This window comes from Chitinimonas naiadis (genome assembly GCF_054780835.1).
The window spans coordinates 544,048-568,838 of sequence record NZ_BAAGVO010000005.1 but is presented as its reverse complement, the minus strand read 5'-3'; the positions used below and the strand labels follow the sequence as shown (position 1 = coordinate 568,838).

The 24,791-nt window shown below is 64.5% G+C and carries 26 protein-coding genes and 1 other RNA gene; 22 read left to right on the top strand and 5 right to left on the bottom strand.

Annotation, left to right across the window (positions count from 1 at the left end; translation table 11 throughout):
- The first annotated feature begins 126 nt into the window (after window positions 1–126).
- The 5 genes from ACYVHK_RS18570 to ACYVHK_RS18550 all read left to right on the top strand — a co-directional run bounded on the left by ACYVHK_RS18570 (window position 127) and on the right by ACYVHK_RS18550 (window position 3,707).
- The gene (locus ACYVHK_RS18570; protein WP_460535150.1) at window positions 127–555 is read left to right on the top strand and encodes an NfeD family protein; all 429 of its coding nucleotides are present in this window, start codon (window positions 127–129) and stop codon (window positions 553–555) included.
- Window positions 556–610: 55 nt separating this feature from the next.
- Window positions 611–1,555, top strand: a complete 945-nt coding sequence (locus tag ACYVHK_RS18565) for an SPFH domain-containing protein (RefSeq protein WP_460535148.1) — start codon at window positions 611–613, stop codon at window positions 1,553–1,555.
- Between the two features lie 6 nt (window positions 1,556–1,561).
- A complete protein-coding gene (locus tag ACYVHK_RS18560) occupies window positions 1,562–2,326 on the top strand; it encodes a substrate-binding periplasmic protein (protein WP_460535146.1) in 765 nt (254 codons plus the stop codon).
- Between the two features lie 11 nt (window positions 2,327–2,337).
- Window positions 2,338–3,264 (top strand): exopolyphosphatase, encoded by a 927-nt coding sequence (locus tag ACYVHK_RS18555; RefSeq protein ID WP_460535144.1) that lies wholly within the window; start codon window positions 2,338–2,340, stop codon window positions 3,262–3,264.
- Between the two features lie 74 nt (window positions 3,265–3,338).
- Window positions 3,339–3,707 carry a TfoX/Sxy family protein gene (locus ACYVHK_RS18550; RefSeq protein WP_460535142.1) on the top strand — a complete coding sequence of 123 codons (369 nt, stop codon included), beginning with the start codon at window positions 3,339–3,341 and terminating at the stop codon, window positions 3,705–3,707.
- 5 nt (window positions 3,708–3,712) lie between these two features.
- Here the strand turns inward: ACYVHK_RS18550 and ACYVHK_RS18545 are convergent, their stop codons facing one another.
- Both ACYVHK_RS18545 and ACYVHK_RS18540 read right to left on the bottom strand, forming a co-directional pair.
- A complete protein-coding gene (locus ACYVHK_RS18545) occupies window positions 3,713–4,723 on the bottom strand; it encodes a cation diffusion facilitator family transporter (RefSeq protein ID WP_460535140.1) in 1,011 nt (336 codons plus the stop codon).
- Window positions 4,724–4,729: 6 nt separating this feature from the next.
- Entirely contained in the window at window positions 4,730–5,494 is a 765-nt protein-coding gene (locus ACYVHK_RS18540) for an NRDE family protein (RefSeq protein ID WP_460535138.1), read from the bottom strand.
- Window positions 5,495–5,539: 45 nt separating this feature from the next.
- Between ACYVHK_RS18540 and ACYVHK_RS18535 the strand changes: the two genes are divergently transcribed.
- The 5 genes from ACYVHK_RS18535 (at window position 5,540) to rnpB (ending at window position 9,390) form a co-directional block, all read left to right on the top strand.
- Entirely contained in the window at window positions 5,540–6,118 is a 579-nt protein-coding gene (locus ACYVHK_RS18535; RefSeq protein WP_460535136.1) for a HutD/Ves family protein, read from the top strand.
- Between the two features lie 30 nt (window positions 6,119–6,148).
- Window positions 6,149–6,385: a sulfurtransferase TusA family protein gene (locus ACYVHK_RS18530; RefSeq protein ID WP_460535134.1), complete on the top strand. Its 237-nt coding sequence runs from the start codon at window positions 6,149–6,151 to the stop codon at window positions 6,383–6,385.
- A 412-nt stretch (window positions 6,386–6,797) separates the two neighbouring features.
- Window positions 6,798–7,835, top strand: coding sequence for a dihydroorotase (gene pyrC, locus ACYVHK_RS18525; protein ID WP_460535132.1), 1,038 nt, complete (start codon window positions 6,798–6,800; stop codon window positions 7,833–7,835).
- 17 nt (window positions 7,836–7,852) lie between these two features.
- Entirely contained in the window at window positions 7,853–8,884 is a 1,032-nt protein-coding gene (torT, locus tag ACYVHK_RS18520) for a TMAO reductase system periplasmic protein TorT (protein ID WP_460535130.1), read from the top strand.
- A gap of 61 nt (window positions 8,885–8,945) precedes the next feature.
- An RNA gene (rnpB, locus tag ACYVHK_RS18515) (RNase P RNA component class A) lies at window positions 8,946–9,390 on the top strand.
- A 135-nt stretch (window positions 9,391–9,525) separates the two neighbouring features.
- Here rnpB and msrP read toward each other — a convergent pair.
- From msrP to ACYVHK_RS18500, 3 genes are all read right to left on the bottom strand, one after another.
- Window positions 9,526–10,479: a protein-methionine-sulfoxide reductase catalytic subunit MsrP gene (gene msrP, locus ACYVHK_RS18510; RefSeq protein ID WP_460535128.1), complete on the bottom strand. Its 954-nt coding sequence runs from the start codon at window positions 10,477–10,479 to the stop codon at window positions 9,526–9,528.
- 80 nt (window positions 10,480–10,559) lie between these two features.
- Window positions 10,560–10,742 carry a protein MIGRI gene (locus ACYVHK_RS18505; protein ID WP_460535126.1) on the bottom strand — a complete coding sequence of 61 codons (183 nt, stop codon included), beginning with the start codon at window positions 10,740–10,742 and terminating at the stop codon, window positions 10,560–10,562.
- Window positions 10,743–10,752: 10 nt separating this feature from the next.
- Window positions 10,753–11,088 carry a hypothetical protein gene (locus ACYVHK_RS18500; protein WP_460535123.1) on the bottom strand — a complete coding sequence of 112 codons (336 nt, stop codon included), beginning with the start codon at window positions 11,086–11,088 and terminating at the stop codon, window positions 10,753–10,755.
- A 278-nt stretch (window positions 11,089–11,366) separates the two neighbouring features.
- On the opposite strand from ACYVHK_RS18500, the gene mraZ reads away from it, so the two are divergent.
- From mraZ to ACYVHK_RS18440, 12 genes are all read left to right on the top strand, one after another.
- Entirely contained in the window at window positions 11,367–11,813 is a 447-nt protein-coding gene (gene mraZ, locus ACYVHK_RS18495; protein ID WP_460535121.1) for a division/cell wall cluster transcriptional repressor MraZ, read from the top strand.
- Entirely contained in the window at window positions 11,810–12,751 is a 942-nt protein-coding gene (gene rsmH / locus ACYVHK_RS18490; protein WP_460535119.1) for a 16S rRNA (cytosine(1402)-N(4))-methyltransferase, read from the top strand. The genes mraZ and rsmH overlap by 4 nt, the downstream gene beginning before the upstream one ends.
- Window positions 12,752–12,762: 11 nt before the next feature.
- On the top strand, window positions 12,763–13,023 hold the full coding sequence (gene ftsL, locus ACYVHK_RS18485) for a cell division protein FtsL (protein WP_460535117.1): 261 nt from the start codon (window positions 12,763–12,765) through the stop codon (window positions 13,021–13,023).
- 7 nt (window positions 13,024–13,030) lie between these two features.
- Window positions 13,031–14,764: a peptidoglycan D,D-transpeptidase FtsI family protein gene (locus ACYVHK_RS18480; RefSeq protein ID WP_460535115.1), complete on the top strand. Its 1,734-nt coding sequence runs from the start codon at window positions 13,031–13,033 to the stop codon at window positions 14,762–14,764.
- A complete protein-coding gene (locus ACYVHK_RS18475) occupies window positions 14,761–16,269 on the top strand; it encodes a Mur ligase family protein (protein ID WP_460535113.1) in 1,509 nt (502 codons plus the stop codon). Before ACYVHK_RS18480 ends, ACYVHK_RS18475 begins: the two co-directional genes overlap by 4 nt.
- Window positions 16,266–17,654: a UDP-N-acetylmuramoyl-tripeptide--D-alanyl-D-alanine ligase gene (locus ACYVHK_RS18470; protein ID WP_460535110.1), complete on the top strand. Its 1,389-nt coding sequence runs from the start codon at window positions 16,266–16,268 to the stop codon at window positions 17,652–17,654. The genes ACYVHK_RS18475 and ACYVHK_RS18470 overlap by 4 nt, the downstream gene beginning before the upstream one ends.
- A 1-nt stretch (window position 17,655) precedes the next feature.
- Window positions 17,656–18,741 (top strand): phospho-N-acetylmuramoyl-pentapeptide-transferase, encoded by a 1,086-nt coding sequence (gene mraY, locus ACYVHK_RS18465; RefSeq protein ID WP_460535108.1) that lies wholly within the window; start codon window positions 17,656–17,658, stop codon window positions 18,739–18,741.
- 14 nt (window positions 18,742–18,755) lie between these two features.
- On the top strand, window positions 18,756–20,129 hold the full coding sequence (gene murD, locus ACYVHK_RS18460; RefSeq protein ID WP_460535106.1) for a Mur ligase family protein: 1,374 nt from the start codon (window positions 18,756–18,758) through the stop codon (window positions 20,127–20,129).
- Window positions 20,130–20,139: 10 nt separating this feature from the next.
- Window positions 20,140–21,300: a putative lipid II flippase FtsW gene (ftsW, locus tag ACYVHK_RS18455; RefSeq protein WP_460535448.1), complete on the top strand. Its 1,161-nt coding sequence runs from the start codon at window positions 20,140–20,142 to the stop codon at window positions 21,298–21,300.
- A gap of 109 nt (window positions 21,301–21,409) precedes the next feature.
- On the top strand, window positions 21,410–22,477 hold the full coding sequence (gene murG / locus ACYVHK_RS18450) for a UDP-N-acetylglucosamine--N-acetylmuramyl-(pentapeptide) pyrophosphoryl-undecaprenol N-acetylglucosamine transferase (RefSeq protein ID WP_460535104.1): 1,068 nt from the start codon (window positions 21,410–21,412) through the stop codon (window positions 22,475–22,477).
- The gene (gene murC, locus ACYVHK_RS18445; RefSeq protein ID WP_460535102.1) at window positions 22,474–23,868 is read left to right on the top strand and encodes a UDP-N-acetylmuramate--L-alanine ligase; all 1,395 of its coding nucleotides are present in this window, start codon (window positions 22,474–22,476) and stop codon (window positions 23,866–23,868) included. The genes murG and murC overlap by 4 nt, the downstream gene beginning before the upstream one ends.
- Window positions 23,865–24,791 carry a D-alanine--D-alanine ligase gene (locus ACYVHK_RS18440; RefSeq protein WP_460535100.1) on the top strand — a complete coding sequence of 309 codons (927 nt, stop codon included), beginning with the start codon at window positions 23,865–23,867 and terminating at the stop codon, window positions 24,789–24,791. Before murC ends, ACYVHK_RS18440 begins: the two co-directional genes overlap by 4 nt.

The following is a 24,791-nucleotide window of genomic DNA, read 5'->3' as shown; positions in this document are numbered from 1 at the left end:
CTTGCCCCAGCCGGACCGGGCGCGATGCAACAGAACCATGAATAGTTGGTGACAGGCCCTAGTCGCCGACCTGCCGCCGCGTTATAAAAGCGGTAACGAGGTTTCTTCCACCACGCAAAGCGAGCAATGCAAAACTATATCGTCTGGTTGGTCCTGGGTCTGGCGCTGGCAGGAGCAGAAATGCTCACCGGCACATTCTATCTGCTGGTCTACGGTATTGCCGCCGGTATCGGTGGCCTGGTGGCCTGGCTGGGCTTCGGCCTGCCGGCGGAACTGATCGCCGCAGCGCTCTGCGCCATCGGCGGAACCCTTTGGCTGCGCCGACATCCTATTGTCAAACCTGCGGCCGACAATCACGCCTATGACCTGGGCCAGCAGGTCGAAGTATCGGCCTGGAAAACCGATACCGTCGCCCGTGTGCGTTATCGCGGTACCGATTGGGATGCCGAACTGGCCAGCCCGGCTGCCGACAAGTCCGCGCCACTCTATATCGTGGGCCAGCGCGGCAACACGTTGATCGTAGCGCCGCACCCAGGTGCGGCTCACGCGGCCTGAACATCCACGCCTATATAGACAAAACCATACAAAACCAAAAAATCCGGGAGCTTAGATGGAAATCGCCGTCGTACTGTTCGTTGTTGCCCTGATCTTCGCCGTCAAGTCACTCAAGGTAGTGCCGCAGCAGCACGCCATGATCGTCGAGCGGCTCGGTCGCTTCCACAGCCTGCTCACGCCGGGCCTCAACATCGTGGTGCCCTTTGTCGATCGCATCGCCTACCGCCATGACCTGCGCGAGATCCCGCTCGATGTACCGAGCCAGATCTGTATCACCAAGGACAATACCCAGCTGCAGGTCGACGGCATCCTGTACTTCCAGGTGACCGATCCGCAGCTCGCCTCCTACGGCTCCAGCAACTACGTGGTGGCCATCACCCAGTTGGCCCAGACCACGCTGCGCTCCATCATCGGCCGCATGGAACTGGACAAGACCTTCGAGGAACGCGACCACATCAATGGCGGCGTCGTTGCTGCGCTCGATGAAGCCGCCACCAGCTGGGGCGTGAAGGTCCTGCGCTACGAGATCAAGGACCTGACCCCGCCGAAGGAAATCCTGCACTCCATGCAGGCGCAGATCACCGCCGAACGGGAGAAACGCGCGCTGATCGCCGCCTCCGAGGGCCGCAAGCAGGAACAGATCAATATCGCCACCGGCCAGCGTGAATCCTCGATCCAGCGCTCCGAAGGCGAGAAGCAGGCCCAGATCAACGCCTCCGAAGGTGACAAGCAGGCCGCCATCAACCGGGCCGAGGGCGAGGCGGAATCGATCCGCCTGGTCGCCCGCGCCACCGCCGAAGCGATCCACATGGTGGCGCAGACCATACGCCAGCCCGGCGGCATGGAAGCGGTCAACCTCAAGGTGGCCGAGCAGTACATCGGCGCCTTTGGCAATATCGCCAAGGAAGGCACCACCATGCTGCTGCCTAGCAACGCGGCCGACGTGGCCAGCATCGTGGCCACCGCCATGAATGTCGTAAAGCAGCAGCCTAGCGCCTGATCCAGCATGCGCTACTGGGCCTGGCTGTTGTTGTTGTCTCTCAGCCAGGTCTGGGCCAAGGACCCGCCATTGCGGGTCGGCGTGGGCAACTCCCCGCCTTATACCTACCTGATCGACGGCAAGCCCGGCGGGATCGAGATCGACCTCCTGCGCGAGCTGGAAGCCATCGATCCCAGCCTGCATTTCACCGGCCTGGACCAGTTCATGCCGGTCAAGCGCGTGGTGGCAGAGGTAGATGCCGGCCGGCTGGACCTGGCACTCAGCGCCAAGACGCCAGAGCGTATGGCCCGCTACCGCGTGCTCGAACCCGCCATCCACACCGTGCGCCTGCGCTTGCTGGGCCGCCATGACGAGGCCCTGCGCATCGATCACTTCGGCCAACTGGCCGCCCTGGGCCCGGACGCCACCATCTTGGTCAGCCCCGGCTCGTCGCCGCATGCCTTCCTGCTCAAGCAGACGAATCTGGTACTGGACGCCGCCCCGATCGACAGCCAGCAAATGCTGCAAAAGCTGCTGCTGGGCCGTGGCCGTTTCGTGTTTGGTATCGATAGCTCGCTGCAGGCGGCAGCCGGCCGCCTGGGCGTAAGCCCTCAGCTGCGCTGGCAACCGCTGGAGAGCCTGCAGCTCGACATGCACCTGTTGGCGTCACGCCAACTCCCTGCAGCACGCTGGGAGAAATTGAATGTCGCCTGGAAAAAACTCGCGGCGAGTCCCAAACTGAAGTTGATACTGAACCGCTACAGCAGCCCCGCCATCGCCGAGACCCCCTAGGAGCAGTCCCCATGTCCAAGAAATACCGTCTGATTACCCGCAGCGACTTCGACGGCCTGGTTTGCGCCGTCCTGCTCAAGGAGCTGGATATGATCGACGATATCCTATTCGTGCATCCCAAGGACATGCAGGACGGCAAGGTCGAGGTCAGCGATCGCGACATCAGTACCAACCTGCCCTACGTACCCGGCATTCATCTCGCCTTCGACCACCATCTGTCCGAAACCATCCGTAACGAAAAACGCGACAACCACGTCATCACCCCCAGCGCGCCATCGGCAGCGCGGGTGGTCTATGACTACTACGGCGGCAAGAAGGCCTTCCCACGCGTGCGCGAGGACATGATGGAGGCGGTGGACAAGGGCGATTCGGCCGACTTCACCGCCGACGAGATCCTCAGTCCGGAGGGCTGGGTACTGCTGAACTACCTGATGGACGCCCGTACCGGCCTCGGCCGTTTCCGTGACTTCCGGGTCAGCAACTACCAGCTGATGATGGATCTGATCGAATACTGCCGCACCCACGGCATCGAAGACATCCTGACCCTGCCGGACGTACGCGAACGGGTCGAGCTCTATTTCGAGCACGAACCCAAGGCCAAGGACCAGTTGCAGCGCTGCACCACGGTGCACAAGAACCTGGCGGTGCTGGACCTGCGCGATGAGGAAACCATCTACGCCACCAACCGCTTCGTGATCTATGCGCTCTACCCGGAGACCAATATCTCCATCCACATCCTCTGGGGCCGCGACAAACAGAACACCGTATTCGCCGTCGGCAAATCCATCCTCGACCGCGGTTCCAAGACCAATGTCGGCGAGCTGTGCCTGAAATACGGCGGCGGCGGGCATCAGGCCGCCGGCACCTGCCAGGTAGGTAACGACGACGCCGCCAGGGTACTGGCCGAGCTGACCGCCCAGATCAACGCGGACGGCTGATACTGCCGACCGGCCCCCTCACCAGCCGGCGAGATCGCCGGCTTTTTTCTACCCGATCGCCTTGAAATATCGCCATGAAACACAATGAATTCGTCAGCTGGCTATGCGAGCAGCTTGCCCCCATGGGCCTGGTCAGCGGTCGCGCCATGTTCGGCGGCTGGGGTATCTACTGCGACGGGCTGATCTTCGGCATCGTGGTGGACGAGGTGCTCTATCTCAAGGCCGATGCCGAAACACGGCCTCGCCACCAGGCGGCGGGTTGCGGACCCTTCGAGTACCAGTACAAGGATGGCCGGCTCATGCAGATGAGCTACTACCGCATAGCGGACGAAGCGCTGGAAGAACGGCTGGACCTGCTGGACTGGTGTCGTGGCGCACTGGGCGTCAGCCTGCGTGCCCAGGCCGCCAAGCCGGTGCGAAAACCCAGGACCACCCAGCGCTGAACCGCTCAGTGCTTGTGGCCATGTCCACCATGGGCATGATCATGGCTGCCATGATCGTGGTCACGCTGGCCATGCGCATGCGGGTCGGTCGCGCCGGTGCTCGCTACCGACGTCAGCGGAATCACCTTGCCCTGCGGAATCTGCCCCAGCCAGGACGGCTGCAACGTGACGTGGTCGATCTGGTACTCCTTGGCCAGCAGGGTCTGGGTGGCCGCCAGCAACCTCGGCCACAGCTCGGGGTTGTCGATCACCACATGGGCCGACATCGCCACCCGGTCCGGCCCCAGATGCCAGACATGCAGGTCATGCACCGACTGCACGCCAGGTTGTGCGGCCAGGGTCGCCCCCACGGTATTGAGGTCCAAATGAGCTGGCACACCTTCCATCAGCACATGGCTGGACTGCAGCACCAACGCCCAGGTGGAGCGCAGGATCAACACCACGACCAGCAGCGACAGGATGGGATCGATGGGCTTCCAGCCAGTCGCCCAGATGATGGCACCGGCCGCGATGGCCGCCACCGAACCCAGCAGGTCGCCCAGCACATGCATCAGTGCCGCGCGTGAGTTCATGTTGTGGCTGTCGCCCGATAGCAGCCAGGCCGCCAGCAGGTTGACGACCAGGCCGATCACCGCAATCACCATGACCCCGCCGCCGTCGACCTCCTTGGGGCTGATCAGCCGGCCTATGGCCTCGAAGGCGATCCAGCCGACCATGGCCAGCATCAGGAGGCTGTTGATCAGCGCGCCCAGCACCTCGGCCCGGGCATAGCCGTAGGAATTACGCACCGAGGCCGGTCGCCGCGCCACCATCTGCGCAAACAGCGCCAGGCCCAGCGCTGCGGCGTCGGTCAGCATATGGCCGGCATCGGACAGCAGCGCCAGCGAGCCGGTCCACAGCCCGCCACCCGCCTCCACCACGGCGTAGCCGGCGGTCAGTAGCAGCGCCAGCAACAAGCGTCGGCGGCTGGCATGGTGGGCGTGATTGTGATGAGGATGGTGGTGATCGTGGCTCATGGACATTCAGGATAGTGCAAATTCGAAGCGGCTTTCGCCGGCTGGCTCACCGCCGGTGAACCGGCGCTCGGTGAATGCAACCCGCCCTCCGCCCAGGCGGACCAGGCTGGACGCCCGGGTACCGTAGTCCGGCGTACGGATAAAGGCGGCCGATAGCGCCCGTTCCCATTCCAGCGGGACGCCGGTCTGCGGCAGGCGGCTGTCTTCCGCCCGCCGGGGGTCCGCCAGCAAGGCCAGCAGGGCGTCGTCATCTGCGGCATCGCGGGCCAGGCCGGCCTTCAGGATCTCCACCTTGGGCCAGGGCGTGTCGAAGCCGGCGTTGGAGACGGCATGGATACCACGGCCAAAGCGTAGCGTCCGATCCTGCCGGCTCTCATAGCCCAGCAGGCGCTGGCCATCGTAGAGCAGCAGGTTGAAGTCGTTGTATCGCGGTGCGTCGAGACGTAGCACGCCGATAAAGTCGGCGCTGCTGGCCTGGCCTTGCAGAAAGGCCGCCACCAGCGCACCGCGCGACGGCGCATCCGCCTTTACCCGGCTGGGATCGCGGTAATTGGTGAGGGCGGCGAAACGCCCCTGCCGGGTGACACCCATCCAGGTACCGCCCGCTTTCAGGTCGCGACCGGCCAGGGTCATGCCATCGTCCCACCAGTCTGCTGCCGCCGCCGGACGGGCATAGAACTCATCCCGGTTGGCCACGACCAGCAAAGGGCTGGCACTATCCGGGTTCCATTGAAATGCGATCAGACACATGCCGGCATTGTCGGCCAGCATGTGCCTCGCGCCAAGCCGCCAGCGGCAATATATGAGTACCCCGGCATGACCTGCACCCTGCTCGGCCCCGACGACTACCGCGCCATGCCGTGGAAGAACGGCGGCGGCACCACCTGCGAGCTGTATCGCCTGGCCCATCCCGAGCGACCGGACGACTTCGCCCTGCGCCTGTCCATCGCCCAGGTTGCGCAAGGCGGGCCGTTTTCCAGCTTCCCTGGCGTAGACCGGCAACTGATGCTGCTGGCCGGTGCCGGCATGCGGCTGCAATTCGACGACGGCCGTACCGCGTTGCTGGATACGCCGCTCGCGCCCATCGCCTTTCAGGGTGAGCAGGCGGTGGCATGCACGCTGCTGGACGGTGCCCTGCAGGACTTCAACCTGATGGTCGCCCGGGATTGGGGCCGGGCGAAACTGACGATCGAACACCTGCAGGCAGGCCAGTCCGTGCGCCTCGACCACCCGGACCTGCAACTTTGCCATCTGCGACAGGGTGAGCTGCAAGGCGACGACCTCCTCATGCGCGCCGGTCAGACGTTGGTCCTGCGCGCATCAGAACAAACGTTAAGCGCACGCCAGCCATCGGTATTGATCCGTATCGAAGCCAGCCCGGCGACGGCGCTATAATTTGCGCTTCACCCCTTACCTGGTCCAGCCATGTCTGCACCCGAAGCGAATCTCAGCGTCGACCTCTCCGGCCTGAACTGCCCCCTGCCCATCCTGCGCGCCAAGAAAGCGCTGGCCGACCTGCCCAGCGGCACCGTGCTGCACCTGGTCTGTACCGACCCCGGCACCCCGGCCGACTTCGAAGCCTTCTGCCGCCAGACCGGACATGAGCTGGCGCATCACGAGCAGGCGGATGGGAAGTTCCTGTTCTGGTTGCGGCGCCGGTAACCATTCGAACTGCAGGGTATTCTGGTAGTTCAGTGCCTCGCCCGGCACAGCCGGGCGTTATAAAGCGGTGGGTGCTCACAGAGCGGCTCCTGGGCTTCATAGAGCCCATCCCCCCCGCCCCTGCCGCCGCAGGGGTGCCTCGCTGACGCTCGTTCGTGGCTTCGATCATCAGTCAATGTCATGGCGGCATCTCGCCATTCCAGCGCGCTCTTTCGTAGGGTGGAAAAGCCGAAGGCGCCTTCCACCAATACTCACTTGGCTACACGGCACCAAGCCAATGTGCATATCGCTTGCAGCCTGATAGCCACCGGAAAAATCTGCGGTGCTAGCGGATCTACACCACGTCACCCATCGGCAAACCCTGCCACTTGCCGGATAATGTCGGTATTCCCATTCGCTTCCCGCTGCCGCCATGACACAACTTACCCTGATCCGCCCCGATGACTGGCATCTGCACCTGCGTGATGGCGATGCCTTGAAGGCCGTGTTGCCGGATACCGCGCGCCGCTTTGGCCGCGCCATCGTCATGCCCAACCTCAAGCCGCCGGTGCGTACCGTGGCGGAGGCGGCGGCCTACCGTGAACGCATTCTGGCCGCCCTGCCCGCCGGCATGCGCTTCGAGCCGCTGATGACGCTGTACCTGACCGACGTCACCCCGCCCGAGGAAGTCGCCAAGCTGGCGGAGAGCAGTTTCGTGAAGGCCATCAAGCTCTACCCGGCCGGCGCCACCACCAATTCCGATGCCGGCTTGACCGACATCAACAAGGCCATGCCGACGCTGAAGGCCATGGCCGAACTCGGTGTGCCGCTGCTGGTACACGGCGAGGTGACCGACCCGAGCGTGGACGTGTTCGACCGCGAGGCAGTGTTCATCGAGCGAGTCATGAAGCCGCTGCTGGAAAAGCTCCCCAACCTCAAGGTGGTGTTCGAACACATCACCACCAAGCAGGCCGCCCACTTTGTCTGGAGTGCACCGGCCAATGTGGCGGCAACCATCACCGCCCACCACCTGCTGATGAACCGTAACGCCCTGTTCCAGGGCGGCATCCGGCCGCACCACTACTGCCTGCCGGTGCTCAAGCGCGAGATCCATCGCGAAGCGCTGGTTGAAGTCGCGACCAGTGGCAGTCCCAAGTTCTTCCTGGGTACGGACAGTGCGCCACACGGCAAGACCACCAAGGAAGCTGCCTGCGGCTGCGCCGGCATGTATACGGCCAACAACGGTATCGAGCTGTATGCCGAGGCCTTCGAAGCCGTCGGCGCCCTCGACAAGCTGGAGGGCTTCGCCAGCCGGTTTGGCCCGGTGTTCTATGGCCTGCCGGCCAATCCGGACACCATTACCCTGGTCAAGGAAGCGCTCGCCGTACCGGCCGAACTGCCCTATGTCGGCGGTGACACCCTGGTACCACTGCGGGCCGGCGAGACGGTGGCCTGGCGGCTGGCCGATTGATCGCATAATCTGGGGGAGTGCGCTCCCCCTTCCTACTCCGCCTGTTGTTCGCGCTGCTACTAGGCACCAGCGGCTTGGCGGCCGACTGGTTTCCAGTCGCCACCGTTGCCGATGGCAAGCCCCAGAGCTACCAGCCGCTGCGTAAGGCCAGCAAACCCTGGCGCATCTGCGCCCTCCTGCCGCACGGCAAGGACAAGTACTGGTGGGGCGTCTCCTGGGGCCTGGCGGAAGAAGCCCGCCGGCAAGGCATCAAACTTGGCATCTACCAGGCGGGGGGTTACGAGAATCTGGCGCAGCAGCAGCGCCAGTTCGCCGACTGCCTGGCCCTGAAGGCCGACGCCATCATCCTGGCGGCCATCTCGGCCAAGGGCCTGGACACTGATATCGCCCGGGCCGCATTCAGCAAGGTGCCGGTCATCGATCTCATCAATGGCATAGACAACCCTGCCGTTGCCAGCCATTCCCGCGTCAGCTTTGCCGACATGGCAGCGACCGCCATCCGTTACCTGCTCAAGCTGCACGGCGACAGACCGGCCCGACTGGCCTGGCTGCCCGGCCCCGAAGGGGCAGGCTGGGTGGTCAATGCCGACTATGGTGCACGTCAGGCCTTGCGGGGCAGCCCGCTGCAGTTGATCCCCGCGGGTTACGCCCCGACCGACTCAAGCAGCCAGATGCGGCTGGTCCGCAATTTCTTCGGCCGCCAGCCGGCCGACTATGTACTGGCCAATGCCGTCGGCGCGGAATCCGCCGCCAACTACCTGCAGGCCAGCAGCATGGGCAATGTCCGGGTGCTCGCCTACTACGCGACCGAACCGGTCATCGAGCTGATCCGCAATGGCCGCCTGCTGGCCGCCCCGAGCGACGCACCGGTCATCCAGGCCCGTATCGCCATCGATCAGGCCGTGCGCATACTGGAACAGCAGCCCTACTACCGCCAGGTCAGCCCGGTGATCGAGATGCTCGATGCCAAAACCCTGCCCGGCTACGACCTGACCCGCCTGCTGCCCCCCAAGGACCAGTGGCTGATCCAGCAGCCCCTACCCAACTGAAACGCCCGCCGAAAGGCGGCCCGGACCGGGGGGCTTGACCAGGGTGTTACACTAGCTGCGCGAAGTCGGCCGGACAGTCGCCGCGTGGCTTGCCACGGGGAGGAAAGTCCGGGCTTCATAGGGCAGGATGCTGGCTAACGGCCAGGCGTCGTGAGGCGACGGAAAGTGGAACAGAGAGCTGAACCGCCGATGGCCGGCGCAGAAACCCGCAAGGGTGGAGGCGTTACTCTCTCCGGAGAGCGGCACAGGCAAGGGTGAAAAGGTGGCCGCGAAAGCGGTGGCCGGTCGCAAGACCGGTCCGGTAAGAGCGCACCGCTCGGCTGGCGACAGACCGAGGCAGGCTAAACCCCATCCGAAGCAAGACCAAATAGGCAAGCGTTGACGGGGCCCCCTGAGCTTGCGGGTAGGTTGCTTGAGGCGTGCAGTAATGTACGTCCTAGAGGAATGACTGTCGGCGGCGGGTAACCGCCGCGTCACAGGACCCGGCTTACAGGCCGACTTTGCACTGAATACCCAGACAAACGGCCACCTTCGGGTGGCCGTTTTGCGTGGGAATACTCCACCTGGGCAGCATAGACATGTTCAGTTTACCGCCTGGCACTGCTACCAAAGCATCCGCCCGATCAGTGCGCCATCCTTAATCAATAATTGCGGCGCAGATCCATACCCTTGTACAGCGCCGCCACCTCATCGCCATAACCATTGAACATCAGCGTCTTGCGCTTGGAAAATTCGCCAATGCGCCGCTCGGTCGCCTGGCTCCAGCGCGGATGATCGACTTCCGGATTCACATTGGAATAGAAGCCGTACTCGCCGGGAATGGACTTGGTCCAGCTGCTGACAGGCTGCTGTTCGACCAGGCGGATCTTGACGATGGACTTGATGCTCTTGAAGCCGTACTTCCACGGCACGACCAGCCGGATCGGCGCGCCGTTCTGCTTGGGCAACGGCCGGCCATACAGGCCCACCGCCAGGATGGCCAGCGGATGCATGGCTTCATCGATCCGCAGCCCCTCGATATAGGGCCATTCCAGCACCCGGGTACGCTGGCCCGGCATCTGGTCCGGCGCCAGCAAGGTGGTGAACTCCACATACTTGGCGCGGGAATTGGGCTCCACCTGCTTCAGCAGGGCCGATAGCGGCAAGCCCACCCAGGGGATCACCATCGACCAACCCTCCACGCAACGCAGCCGGTAGATGCGCTCCTCCAGCGGTGCCAGCTTCAATAGGCTGTCGAGGTCAAAGCGCTTGGCCTTGCCGACCTCACCACTCACTTCCACGCTCCAGGGCGTGGGCTTGAGGCTATGGGCGTTCTCGGCCGGATCGCCCTTGTCGGTCCCGAACTCATAGAAATTGTTGTAGCTCGTGATCTGTTCGAGGCTGTTCTTGTCCTCGGTCGTGCTGTAGCGGCTCTTGTAGAAGGTTGGCAGCGCGATGGCGGGCGCCGGCGCTGCCGCCGGTGCGGCGGCTTCAGCCGGCAGCAGGCTCGCCAGCGCCAGGCCCGCCGCCCCCTGCATCCAGTCACGACGACTCAGGTAGACTTTCTCTGGCGTGATCTCACTCGGATCGATATGGGGAGGGCGATAGACGGACATGGTGGCTCCAGGACAATGTGGGCTTTCGACACTGCTTGGTCGGACAGGTTCTGCGCTTCTGACATCCGAGAGACGACGATTCAGCCCAGACCGTAACGCCACCAGTGCCAGCCCGCCATCAACAGCGACGAGACCAGCAGCGCGTAGGCCAGCACTTCCACATAGCCGCGCAGGCGCAGCCGGGTCGCAGGCTTCAGGAAAGCGTTCCAGATCAACATCACAACCGCAGCCAGCAGAGCCAGGCGGGCAAGGCGGGACCACATCAGACCGGGCTCACAGACACTCGATCACGCCCTCGGCATACTGCCGCGCACCCAGCAGGGTGTTCTCCGTGCCGGATTTGTACTCCAGCATACGCCAGCTCTTGCAGCCCATCTTCTGGCTCAGCCCATCCGCCCGCCGGCGAAAGAACTGCTCGGCCTGGCCATCGAACAACAGCGTCGATCCCGTCACCCGCACCTGGTACTTGCGCTGCCCCAGCGAGCGAACCTCGCCATCCTGGAGCGCGCCGTTATTGTCTGCCATCGCGCGGCCCGACTGTTGCAGCTGCGAGCAGCCGCCGAGCAGCACAAGCAGCATCAGCAAAAAAGAAAGAAGACGAGTGGGCATGAAGCGTTCCGCAGCGGAGTTAAAGCACTGCTTTCATATTTTCACATAAACCCTTATTTGCAAAGGGATATCGGCTTGACATCCCACTTTGCAAATTAGCCGTAAGTGATTGTAGCAAAAACAAAAATTCCCACTACGCCCGCTTGACCCGTGTTCATCCATTGCCCTATAGTGGGGCGTAGTGGGTAAAAGTGGTGAAAAGTGTTTCACCCGCCCAAAAAACTCCTGAAAGTTTAAGTCCGACTTTCACCCCCACAGCGGGAACTTTGGCGGTAATCATGTTTGGCGGCGTAGCACTTCTCAACCTCGACAGCAAAGGGCGACTGGCCATCCCGGCCAAGCATCGTGACGCCCTGCTCGAGGGTTGTGGCGGCCGCCTGACCGTGACCGTCGATCCTAGCCAGTGCCTGCTGGTCTACCCCCAGCCCGCCTGGGAACCCGTTCGCGATAAGCTCAATAATCTGCCTGCCTTCAATCCCCAAGCCCGCGCCCTGCAGCGCCTGATCCTCGGCCACGCCGAGGAGCTGGACATCGACTCCGCCGGTCGAATCCTGCTGTCCCCCACCCTGCGCAGCTTTGCGCAACTGGACAAGGCCGTGGCCCTGGTGGGCCTGGGCAGCAAGTTCGAGCTGTGGGACGAGTCCCGCTGGAACGCCCAAACCGCCGCTGCGCTGGCCATGTCGCCAGCCGATATCGCGGCCCAACTCGATGGTTTCGTGCTGTGAGCGCGGCAGAGTTCATCCACCGCACGGTGCTGCTGACCGAAGCGGTGGACGGGTTGGCCATCCAGCCAGACGGCATCTACGTCGACTGTACCTATGGTCGCGGTGGGCATAGCCGCCTGATTCTCAGCCAGCTCGGCCCGCAAGGCCGGCTGATCGCGTTCGACAAAGATCCGCAGGCGGTTGCCAACGCCCGCACCATCGACGACCCCCGTTTTTCCATCGTCCATGAGCCCTATGCCGCCTTCGATGCTGGCCTGGACGCGCTTGGCATAGCCCAGGTCAACGGCGTGCTGATGGACCTTGGTGTTTCCTCCCCCCAGATAGACGACGGCGCACGCGGCTTCAGTTTCCGCTTCGATGCGCCGCTCGACATGCGCATGGATACGACCCGCGGGCAAACTGCCGCGGAATGGCTGGCCTCGGCCGATCAGGCCGAGATTACAGAGGTGATCAGAGATTATGGCGAAGAGCGGTTTGCTAAACAGATTGCAGGCGCGATTGTTGCGGCTCGGCTCGAAAACCCTGTTGTCACAACAGGACAACTTACCCAGATCGTGGCAAAGAGCGTCCGCACCCGGGAGCCGGGCCAGGACCCGGCGACGCGCACCTTCCAGGCTATACGGATTTACATCAATCGTGAGCTTGAGGAACTGTCGCTAACCCTGCCGCAGGCCTTCAAGCGCCTGCAGCCCGGTGGCCGGTTGTCCGTCATCGCCTTCCACTCACTGGAAGACCGTATCGTCAAGCGCTTCATGGTGGATGCCGCCAAGGCCGACAAGCTGCCCTCGCGCTTGCCGATCCGCGCGGCCGATATCGGCGAAGCCCCCTTGAAGCTGATCGGCAAGCCGATCCGCGCATCGCAAACCGAAGTTGACGCAAACCCGCGCGCCCGTAGTGCCATCCTCCGCGTCGCCGAAAGGACCGGGGCGGCGCTGTGACGCGGTTGAACTTGTTGTTGCTCTTTGTCCTGATCGCCTGTGCGCTGGGGGTCGTTACCTCGCAGCATAAAGCGCGGCGAGCCTATATCGAGTTGCAGAAGGCGCAAACCGAAGCCCGTCGGCTGGATGTCGAATGGGGTCAGTTGCAGCTGGAGCAGAGCACCTGGGCCATGCACTCGCGCATCGAGAAGGAAGCCATCAACCGGCTGAACATGCGCGTGGCGGATGCGGCTCATACCCAGGTGGCGCCCGTCACCGTGGCAAAGCCCTGAGCGCGCCATGGCCTACCGGACGAACAAGAACCTGACGCTCAAGCTGCAAATGTGGCGAACCTGGCTGGTGCTGGGCGCGCTGGTCGGGCTGTTCCTGTTGCTGATCGGCCGGGCCGGCTACCTGATGGGCTACAAGGAAGAGTTCCTGCGCGAGCAGGGCGAAGCCCGCTACAGCCGCCGCCTGACGCTGGAAGCCAACCGCGGCATGATCACCGATCGTAACGGTGAACCACTCGCCATCTCTACGCCGGTGCAGTCCATCTGGGCCAGCCCGCAGGATATTCCCGACCTGACCGCGACTCAGCTTGCCAATCTGAGCCGCGCGCTCGGCCTGGATGTCGCCGAGGTCAAGCGCAAGCTGGCCGACAAGAAGCGCGACTTTGTCTACCTGCGCCGGCAAATGAGCCCCGATGCTGCGGAGCGGGTGCTGGGCGTCGGCATACCGGGCATTTCCAAGCAGACCGAGTATCGTCGCTATTACCCGGCCGGCGAAGTACTGGCTCACGTGATCGGCTTCACCGGCATCGACAACAAGGGCCAGGAAGGCTTCGAGCTGACCCGCGAGTCCATGCTGGCCGGCAAGCCGGGCAGCCGTCAGGTGATCAAGGACCGCCGCGGCTACATCGTCGAGGACGTGACCAGTATCGAAAAGCCGCGTGACGGCCAGACGCTGACGCTGAGCATCGACAGCAAGATCCAGTACCTGGCCTTCCGGGAGCTGAAGAAGGCGGTCGACGACAACAAGGCCAAGGGCGGCGGCATCGTGGTGCTCGACGCCCGTACCGGTGAAGTACTGGCCCTGGCCAATATGCCGAGCTTCAACCCCAACAACCGGGAAAAGCTCGACCCCAGCGCCCGTCGCAACCGGGCGCTGACCGATGCCTACGAGCCAGGCTCGACCATGAAGCCGATGACCGCGGCAGCCGCATTGGAGACCGGGGAAGTGACCCCGCAGTCCATCATCCAGACCGGCGGCGGTACGTTCAACATTGGTCCTGCCACCATTCACGATACCAAGCCGCACGGTGCGATCTCCATCGAACAGATGATCCAGGTGTCGAGCAATATCGGCGCCGCCAAGCTGCAACTGGGTATGGGACGAGAGTACCTGTGGAATTTCTATGACAGCCTGGGATTTGGCCAGCCACCGCACAGCGGCTTCCCGGGTGAGTCAGGCGGCAGGTTGCGGGCCTGGAAGAACTGGGTCCCCATCGACCAGGCGACGATGTCGTACGGTCATGGTATTTCGGTAAGCCTGCTGCAGATCGCGCGGGCTTATCAGATTTTTGCTACGGACGGCGAGATCCGTCCCATCAGTTTTCAGAAGCTGGTCGCCCCCTTGCCGGGGCGTTCGATATTGAAGCCGGAAACGGCACAGGCGGTGCGCAAGATGCTCGAAATGGTCACGCTCCCAGGTGGTACTGCCCGTAAAGCACAGGTGCTTGGCTACCGCGTGGGCGGCAAGACCGGCACCGCCCACAAGCTTGAAGGCGGCAGCTACGACGGCAATCGCTACGTCGGCTCCTTCGTCGGCATCGCGCCGATCTCGGACCCGCGCCTGATCGTGGCGGTGATGATCGACGAGCCGAGCAACGGCAAGTACTACGGCGGCGATGTCGCCGCGCCGGTGTTCAGCGCCGTGGTCGCCGGTGGCCTGCGGGTCATGGGTGTACCGCCAGATGCGCCGCAGAACGTGCTGCAACTCGAGACCAATGACAGCAACGTGAAGGAGGAAATGTGAAGCCTGCCAGCTGGAAATTGCCTCCTCTCGATTGGGCCGCGATCGACGCGCTGGCCCAGGGTCGCCGCTTGGTGGCCGACAGCCGAAAGCTGCAAGCCGGTGATGTATTCCTGGCCAGCCGCGGCGTGAACTCGGACGGCCGCGATCACATCGCGGCCGCGATTGCGGCTGGCGCCGCCGCCGTGCTGTGGGACACCAGCGACACGACCGCCGGCGCCTTCAAGTGGAGCGCCGCCTGGACCGTACCGAACCTCGGCATCCCTGAACTCGGCGCCCAGGCCGGCCTGATCGCCGCCCACCTTGGCGGCAAGCCCAGCCACGACATGCTTTGCGTTGGCGTCACCGGCACCAATGGCAAGACCAGCTGCACGCACTGGCTGGCACAGGCCTTCGCCCTGCTGGGCGGTAAGCCTGCCTTGATCGGCACGCTGGGCTACGGCTTTCTCGACGCCCTGACGGAAGCCAGCCACACCACGCCGGACACCCTGCAACTGCACGGCCTGATCGCCGGCTATCGGCAAGCCGGTGCCAGCCACCTGGCCATGGAAGTTTCCTCGCACGCGCTGGAGCAGGCCCGTGCGCACGGCGTCGAATTCGACATCGCGGTCTTCACCAACCTGACCCGCGACCACCTCGACTACCACGGCACCATGGCCGCCTACGGCGCCGCCAAGCAAAAGCTGCTGGAGTGGGACGGACTCAAGGCCGCTGTCATCAATGCCGACGATCCCTTCGGCGCCGAGCTGCTTGCCAAGCTGCCCAAGGCACTGACGCTGGGCTACGGCCTCGACGCTGGCGAACTGCGTGCGGTGCATGTCGAGACCAGCCTCGCCGGCCTGAAGCTGCAGATCGAATCCCCCTGGGGCAAGGCGGAACTCAACAGCACCCTGCTGGGCCGTTTCAACGCCTACAACCTGCTGGCCTGCCTGGGCGTGCTGCTCAAGGCAGGCGTGGCGCTGGACCAGGCCGTGGCCGTGCTCGGCCAGATCGAATCGGCCAAGGGTCGCATGCAGCGGCTCGGCGGCGGCGAACAGCCGCTGGTGGTGATCGACTACGCCCATACCCCCGATGCCCTCGAAAAGGCGCTCACGACCTTGCGTGACGTGATGCCCAAGCGGCGCCGGCTGTATTGCATCTTCGGCTGCGGTGGTGATCGTGATCGCGGCAAGCGGCCGGAGATGGGTCGGATAGCCTGCACGCTCTCCAACACCATCATCATCACCAACGACAACCCGCGTACCGAGGACCCGAAGCGGATCATCCGCGACATCCTCGAAGGCGTGGACGGTGCCGATGCCGAGCACCAGCAGCATGGCGACTACAGCGTGCAGAGCGACCGGGCCGAAGCCATCCGCTCCGCTATTGAGCTGGCCGAACCAGGCGACGTGATCCTGATCGCCGGCAAGGGCCATGAGGAATACCAGGACATGAATGGCGTGAAGACGCCGTTCAGCGATGAACAACATGCAAAGGCCGCCCTCGCGGCCTGGAAGCCGTTGAAGTGACAGAAACAATGCTGAACCTCGCCGCCACCGCAACCGCACTGCAAGCTACCCTGCGTGGCCAGGGTGCGTCTGCGTACACGCGCGTGAGTACCGACAGTCGCGACATCCAGCCGGGCGACCTGTTCGTCGCCCTGGTCGGCGAGCGTTTCGACGGTCATGACTTCCTGGCCGCCGTGCTGGCCCAGGGTGCCGTCGGCGCACTCGTGCAAGCCGGCCATCCCGCTCTGGCACAACTGCCGGCCGATGCACCGCTGGTCGAGGTGGACGATACCCTGGCCGCACTGGGCAAGCTGGCCGCCTTCTGGCGCAGCCGCTTCACCCTGCCGCTGGTCGCCCTCACCGGCTCCAGCGGCAAGACCACGGTCAAGGAGATGATCGCCGCCGTGTTGCGCCACAAGGCCGGCAACGACGCCGTCCTCGCCACCAGTGGCAATCTCAACAACCACATCGGCGTGCCACTGATGCTGCTGCGCCTGCGCGCCCAGCACCAGTACGCCGTGATCGAGATGGGTATGAACCATTTCGGTGAGATCGCCTACCTGTCCAATCTGGCGGCGCCAACCGTGGCCCTGGTCAACAACGCCGGGACGGCCCACATTGAATACCTCGGCTCGCGGGCCGGCATCGCCCAGGCCAAGGGCGAGATCTTCGAGCGCATGGCCGACCAGGCCTGTGCCGTGATCAACCTCGACGACGAGTTCGCCGAGTACTGGTCCAGCCTCAACAAGACCCGTCAGCAGATCGGCTTCGGCCTTAAGCAAGGCCAGGTCAAGGCCGCCAACCTGCAGAGCGAGGCACTGCAGAGCCGCTTCACGCTGCAGACCCCGGCTGGCGAAGCCCCTGTCGAACTGAAGGCCCCTGGCCTGCACAACGTGCGCAACGCGCTGGCCGCCGCCGCGGCCTGCCATGCGCTGGGCCTGTCGGCCGGCGAGATCGCCGCCGGTCTGGCCGAATACGCCGGCACCAAAGGTCGGCTGCAGCAGAAGCAAGCTGCCAGTGGCGCCCTGCTGATCGACGACACCTACAACGCCAACCCGGATTCCATGCATGCCGCGATGGATGTGCTGGCTGCCCTCCCGGCGCCGCGCTACCTGGTCCTGGGCGATATCGGCGAGATCGACGACGTCGCCACACGCCATGCCGAACTCGGACAGTACGCGCGCAGCAAGGGGCTGGAACAGCTCTACGCCACCGGTAAGGGCATGCGTCATGCCGTCGACGCCTTCGGCGCCGGTGGACAGTGGTTTGCCACGCACGCAGAACTGATCGCCGCCCTGGCCCCGCGCCTGGGTGCCGATGCGGCCGTGCTGGTCAAGGGATCGCGCTTCATGCGCATGGAACAAGTCGTTGCGGCCCTGGCCGCAACAGAAAGCAAAGGAGCCTGAGATGCTGCTATGGCTCGCCAATCTGCTCGGTGAAAACGTCCGGGCCTTCAACGTCTTCAACTACATCACGCTGCGCACCGTGCTGGCGACGATGACCGCCTTGCTGATCAGCTTCGTGCTCGGCCCCTGGGTGATCCGCCGCCTGACCGCCATGAAGGTCGGCCAGGCCGTCCGTGACGATGGCCCGCAGACCCACCTGGTCAAGGCCGGCACGCCCACCATGGGCGGCACCCTGATCCTGCTGTCGATCGGCCTGACCACCCTGCTGTGGTCCGACCTCAGCAACAAATATGTCTGGCTGGTCCTGGGCGTGACGCTGTGCACCGGCATCATCGGCTTCATCGACGATTACAAGAAGGTCGCCCTGAAGAACCCCAAGGGCCTGAGCAGCAAGCAGAAGCTGATCTGGCAGTCGGTGATCGCCATCGCCGCCGGCAGCTACCTGGCCAATACCGCCACGCTGCCCGCCAATACCGAATTCATCGTGCCCTTCTTCAAGCACATCGCCTATCCCTTCGGTGGGATCGGCTTCATGGTGCTGACCTACTTCGTGATCGTCGGCACCTCCAATGCCGTCAACCTCACCGACGGCCTAGATGGCCTCGCCATCCTGCCGACCGTCATGGTGGCCGGCGCACTGGCCATCTTTGCCTACGTCGCCGGTAACGCCAAGTTCGCCGGCTACCTGCTGCTGCCGCACATCCCCGGTGCCGGCGAGCTGGCGGTGTTCTGCGCCGCCATGGGCGGCGCCGGCCTCGGCTTTCTGTGGTTCAACGCCTACCCGGCGGAAGTCTTCATGGGTGACGTCGGCGCCCTGGCGCTCGGCGCCGCGCTCGGTACCGTCGCCGTGATCGTCCGCCAGGAGATCGTGCTGTTCATCATGGGCGGCGTGTTCGTGATGGAAGCCCTGAGCGTGATGATCCAGGTCGCCAGCTTCAAGTTGACCGGCAAACGCGTATTCCGCATGGCACCGCTACACCACCACTACGAGCTCAAGGGCTGGAAAGAGACCCAGGTCGTGGTCCGCTTCTGGATCATCACCATGCTCCTGGTACTGGCGGGTCTCGCCACCCTGAAATTGCGCTGAGGAGAGCAGGACAGATGGAAGTCGCAGGCAAGCACATCACCGTCGTCGGTCTCGGTATCACCGGACTGTCCGCGGCCCGCTGGCTGGTCAGGCACGGCGCCAAGGTCACGGTCGCCGACAGCCGCGCCACGCCGCCGGGCCTCGATGAGCTGCGCGCGGCCCTACCCGATATCCCGGTCAAGTTGGGCAGCTTTACCGACTCGACCTTCGCCGGTGCCGAGATGCTGGTCGTCAGCCCTGGCGTCCCGCTGGCCGAGCCCGCCATCGCGGCCGAGCTGGAGCGCGGCATCGAAGTCGTCGGCGATATCGAGCTGTTCGCCCGTGCCCGCAAGTTCCGCTCGGCCAAGTCCAAGGTGATCGCCATCACCGGCTCCAACGGCAAGTCCACCGTCACCAGCATGGTGGGCGCCATGTGCGAGGCCGCCGGCCTGACTACCATCGTGGCCGGCAATATCGGCCTGCCGGTGCTCGACGCGCTGACCGAGATCGAGACCGAAGCGCGGCCCCGTCCCGATGTCTGGGTGCTGGAACTGTCGAGCTTCCAGCTCGAGACCACGCACAGCCTGACACCGGACGCCGCCACGGTGCTGAATGTCAGTGAGGACCACCTCGACCGCTACGACAACCTGCTGCACTACGCCCTCACCAAGGCCCGCGTCTTTGCCGGCCTGGGCGCCATGGTGCTGAACCGCGAGGATGGCTACTGCCGCGGCATGACCCAGCCGGGCCGCCAGGTGTTCTGGTTCGGGCTCGATGCGCCGCGCACGCCTACCGAGTACGGCCTGCGCCAGGTCGGCGACGACTACGAACTGGTCTGCGGCGATTTCGCCCTGATGCTGGCCAGCGAACTGCCGCTGGCCGGGCTGCATAACGCTGCCAACGCCCTGTCCGCGCTGGCGCTGACGCGTGCCATCGGCCTGCCGACCCTGCCGCTGGTCAGCGCCCTGAAGCGCTTCAAGGGCCTGCCCCATCGCGTGGAGTTCGTCGCCCGGGTCAACGACGTCAGCTACTACGACGACTCCAAGGGCACCAATGTCGGTGCGACCGAAGCTGCGCTGCGTGGCATGACCCAGCCGGTGATCCTGATCGCCGGCGGCGACGGCAAGGGCCAGGACTTCAGTCCGCTGGCCACCGCCTGCAAGGGCAAGTGCCGCAGCGTGGTACTGATCGGCCGCGATGCGCCACAGATCCGTGCCGCGCTCGCTTCGACCGGCATCAAGCTGATCGACGCCGGCAGCATGGAAGCCGCCGTGCAACTCGCCGCCGCCGAAGCCCAGGCCGGCGATGTCGTGCTGATGTCGCCCGCCTGCGCCAGCCTCGACATGTTCAAGAACTACAGCCACCGCGCCGAGGTCTTTATCGCCGCGGTACACGCCCTGGGAGCATGACGCAGTGAAATTGTTCTATCAGGCCCTCAAGCGCCGCCCCACCATGCTCGGCTACGACCAGTCCCTGGTCTGGGCCGTGCTGGTGCTGCTCGCTATCGGCCTGGTCATGGTCTATTCGGCCTCGATCGCCGCTGCCGAAGTCGACAAGGACACCGGTTTCCGCTCGACCTACTTCCTGATTCGCCACTGCGTCTTCCTCGCGGTCGGTTTCAGCGCCGCCTTCATCACCTTCCAGGTGCCGATCCGGGTCTGGCAGCAGTACGCGCCTTATCTGTTCCTGCTCGGTACCGGCCTGCTGGTCCTGGTGCTGATCCCGCACATCGGCCGCGAGGTCAACGGCTCCAAGCGCTGGCTCAGCCTGTTCATCGTCAACTTCCAGCCTTCCGAGGCCATGAAGTTCTTCGTGGTGCTCTACGCCGCCGACTACACGGTGCGCAAGGCCGCCTACATGCACAGCCTGGTGAAGGGTTTCTTCCCCATGTTCGTGGTCATGCTGGTGACCGGCGTCCTGCTGCTGTCCGAGCCGGACTTCGGCGCGCTGTCGGTCATCACCGCCATCGCCATGGGCACGCTGTTCCTCGGCGGCTTCGACTGGCGCCTGTTCGCCGGCCTGGTGGTGATGCTGATCCTCGGCTTCATCGGCTTCATCCTGATCTCCCCGTACCGGATGGCGCGGGTGATCGGCTTCATGGACCCCTGGAAGGACCCCTACGGCAAGGGCTACCAGTTGAGCCACAGCCTGATCGCCTTCGGGCGTGGCGAATGGACCGGGGTGGGACTGGGGGGCTCGGTGGAAAAACTCAGCTACCTGCCCGAAGCCCACACCGACTTCCTGATGGCCATCATCGCCGAGGAATTCGGCTTCGTCGGGGTGACGCTGGTGGTACTGCTGTTTGCCTGGGTGGTCTACCGGGCCTTTGCCATCGGCATCCAGGCCGCCAAGCTGGAACGCTACTACTCTGCCCTGGTCGCCCAGGGCATCGGCATTTGGCTGGGTGTGCAAACCGTCATCAATGTCGGCGTAAATATGGGCATCCTGCCGACCAAGGGCCTGACCCTGCCACTGCTGTCCTTCGGTGGTTCCGGCATCCTCGCCAACCTGGTCGCGCTGGCCGTCCTGCTGCGCGTGGATTGGGAAAACCGCCAGATGATGCGGGGATATACGGTATGAGTATCCTTCACATCCTCAAGCGTGGAGCGGTTTCGCCGCAGGCAAAAGCGACAGCGTCGGCGCAGCCGGCGAGCGGCGTGCAAGGCCGCATGATGCGGGGGTACACGGTATGAGTACCCGTACCCTCATGGTCATGGCCGGCGGTACCGGTGGCCACATCTTCCCGGCCCTGGCCGTCGCCAAGGAAATGCAGGCCCGTGGCTGGCAGATCGTCTGGCTCGGCGCGCGCGGCAAGATGGAAGCGGAACTGGTGCCCAAGCACGGCATCCAGATCGAACTGCTGCCCATCGGCGGCGTGCGCGGCCAGGGCCTGATGCGCAAGCTGGCACTACCGCTGGAGCAGGCACGTGCCCTGTGGCTGGCCATGCGCGCCATCTTCCAGTACCGGCCCGATGCCCTGATCGGCTTCGGCGGCTTTACCGGCTTCCCGGGCGGCATTGCCGCCACCTTGCTGTGGAAGCCGCTGGTGGTCCATGAGCAGAATTCGGTCGCCGGCCTCACCAACAAGGTGCTGTCCCATCTGGCCCGTCGCGTACTGACCGCTTTCCCGAGTGCCTTCGCCGGCAAGGGCGAGCTGGTCGGCAATCCGGTACGGCCCGACATTGCCCAACTGCCCGCTCCGGCAGAACGCTTTGCCGGCCGCAGTGGTCCGCTCCGCCTGCTGGTCGTTGGCGGCAGCCTGGGTGCGGTGGCGCTGAACGAGGTAGTACCCAAGGCCCTGGCCCTGCTGGACCCTGCGGTACGCCCCCAGGTCCTGCACCAGGCCGGCCAGAAGCAGATCGACACCCTGCGCCGCAACTACCAGGCCGCTGGCGTGGCCGGGGATTGCCAGCCCTTTATCGACAACATGGCGCAGGCCTATGCCGAGGCTGATCTGGTGATCTGCCGGGCCGGTGCGCTGACCGTGGCGGAACTCGCCGCGGCCGGCGTGGCCTCCATCCTGGTGCCGTTTCCGCATGCGGTGGACGACCACCAGACCGGCAATGCCACCTACCTCGCCGAGGTTGGCGCCGCCATCCTGATCCAGCAGCGCGAGCTGACCGCCGAATGGCTGGCGCAGCGCCTGCAGGAATTGAATCGAAACCGCCTGCTGGCCATGGCCGATGCAGCGAGAACACGGGCACTGCCCAATGCGACGAAGGTCGTGGCCGACATCGTCGAGGAAGTCGCACTATGAAACACAAGGTCAAACGCATTCACTTTGTCGGTATCGGCGGCGCAGGCATGAGCGCCATCGCCGAGGTACTGGTCACCCAGGGCTTCGAGGTCAGCGGTAGCGATCTCGCCGATGGTACCAGCACCCAGCGCCTGCGCGCTGCCGGCGCCAAGATCGCCATCGGCCACGCCGCCGCCAACGTCGACTGCGCCCAGGTCGTGGTCACCTCGACCGCCGTGCGCGCCGACAATCCCGAGGTCGTAGCTGCTCGTGAGCAAGGCATCCCGGTGATCCCGCGCGCCATGATGTTGGCCGAGCTGATGCGTTTCCGGCACGGCATTGCCGTCGCCGGCACCCACGGCAAGACCACCACCACCAGCCTGATCGCCTCCATCCTGGTGGAAGCCGGGCTGGACCCGAGCTATGTGATCGGCGGCAAGCTCAACGCCGCTGGCGGCAACGCCAAGGCCGGCCATGGCGAGTACATCGTGGTCGAGGCGGACGAGTCCGACGCCTCTTTCCTGATGCTCAAGCCCATGCTGGCGGTGATCACCAATATCGATGCCGACCATATGGACACCTATGGCCATGACTTCGAGCGACTCAAGCAGGCCTTCCTCGACTTCCTCGGCCACCTGCCGTTCTATGGTCGCGCCGCCGTCTGCATCGACGACCCGAATATCCGCGCCATCCTGCCGCAGGTCACCAAGCCGCTGACCACCTACGGGGTCAGCCCGGATGCCACCCTGCGCGCCGAGAATATCGAAGCCCTGCCCGGTGGCCGCATGCGCTACACCGCGGTCTGGAAAAACGGCGTGGAGAGCCGCCTGCCGATCGAGCTCAATGCCGCCGGCCATCACAACGTGCTCAATAGCCTGGCCGCGATCGCAATCTGCCTGGAAGTCGGCGCCGATGAGGCCGCCATCCAGAAGGCGCTGAGCGAGTTCGGCGGCGTCGGCCGGCGCTTCCAGCGCTATGGCGAGGCTGCGCTACCCAGCGGCGGTACGGCACTGGTGATCGACGATTACGGGCACCACCCGGTCGAGATGGCCGCCACGCTGGCCGCCGTCCGTGGTGCCTATCCGGACAACCGCCTGTTGCTGGCCTTCCAGCCGCACCGTTACAGCCGTACCCGCGACTGCTTCGAAGATTTCGCCCGGGTGCTGTCGAGCGTCGACGCCCTGGTCCTGACCGAGGTCTACGCCGCCGGCGAAGCCCCCATCGTGGCCGCGGATGGCCGCGCTCTGAGCCGCGCGGTGCGGGTACAGGGCAAGGTCGAACCGCTGTTCGTGGAAGACATCAATGAATTGCCAGCCGCTGTGCTGGCGCATGCACAAGCCGGCGACGTGATCGTCACGATGGGCGCAGGTTCCATCGGCGCCGTCCCGGCCAAACTGGTAGCAAAGACATGAAGCAATACGGAAAAGTCGCCGTCGTCATGGGCGGCACCTCCTCGGAACGCGACGTCTCGCTGATGAGCGGCGCGGGCGTCCTCGAAGCACTGCGCAGCCGCGGTGTGGACGCACACGCCTTCGACCCGCGCGACCAGGACCTGTCGCAGTTGAAGGCGCAGGGCTATGACCGCGCCTTCCTGATCCTGCACGGCCCGTTCGGCGAGGACGGCACGGTGCAGGGCGCACTCGAAGTCATGGGCATTCCCTATACCGGCTGCGGCGTGATGGCCTCGGCCATCGGCCTCGACAAGCTGCGTACCAAGCTGATCTGGCAGGCCCTCGGCCTGCCCATCCCGGCATTCGAGTTGCTCGACGAAGACAGCGACTTTGCCGCCATTGAGCAGAAGCTCGGCTTGCCGCTGTTCGTGAAGCCCGCGACCGAAGGCTCCAGCTTCGGCGTCAGCAAGGTCAAGGACGTCGGCGGCCTGCGCGCCGCTTATGAAGAGGCACGCCGCTACGACCGGCTGGTACTGGCCGAGACCTTCATCGGTGGCGGCGAGTACAGCGCCCCCATCATCGGCGATGCCGTGAGCGGCTACACCGTGCTGCCGGCGATCAAGATCGAACCGGCCACCGAGTTCTACGACTACCAGGCCAAGTATTTCCGCGACGACACCGTCTATCGCTGCCCCTGCGGCCTGCCTGCCGACAAGGAAGCGGAGATCGCCAAGCTGGTCGAGAAGGCCTTCTGGGCCATCGGCGGCCGCAGCTGGGCGCGGGTTGATTTCCTGATGGACGAGGCCGGCAAGCCCTACCTGCTGGAGGTGAACACCGCCCCCGGCATGACCAGCCATAGCCTGTTCCCCATGGGCGCGCGCGTGGCGGGCATGAGTTACGAAGACGTGGTGCTGAAGATCCTCGACACCACGGTGAAGGAGTAA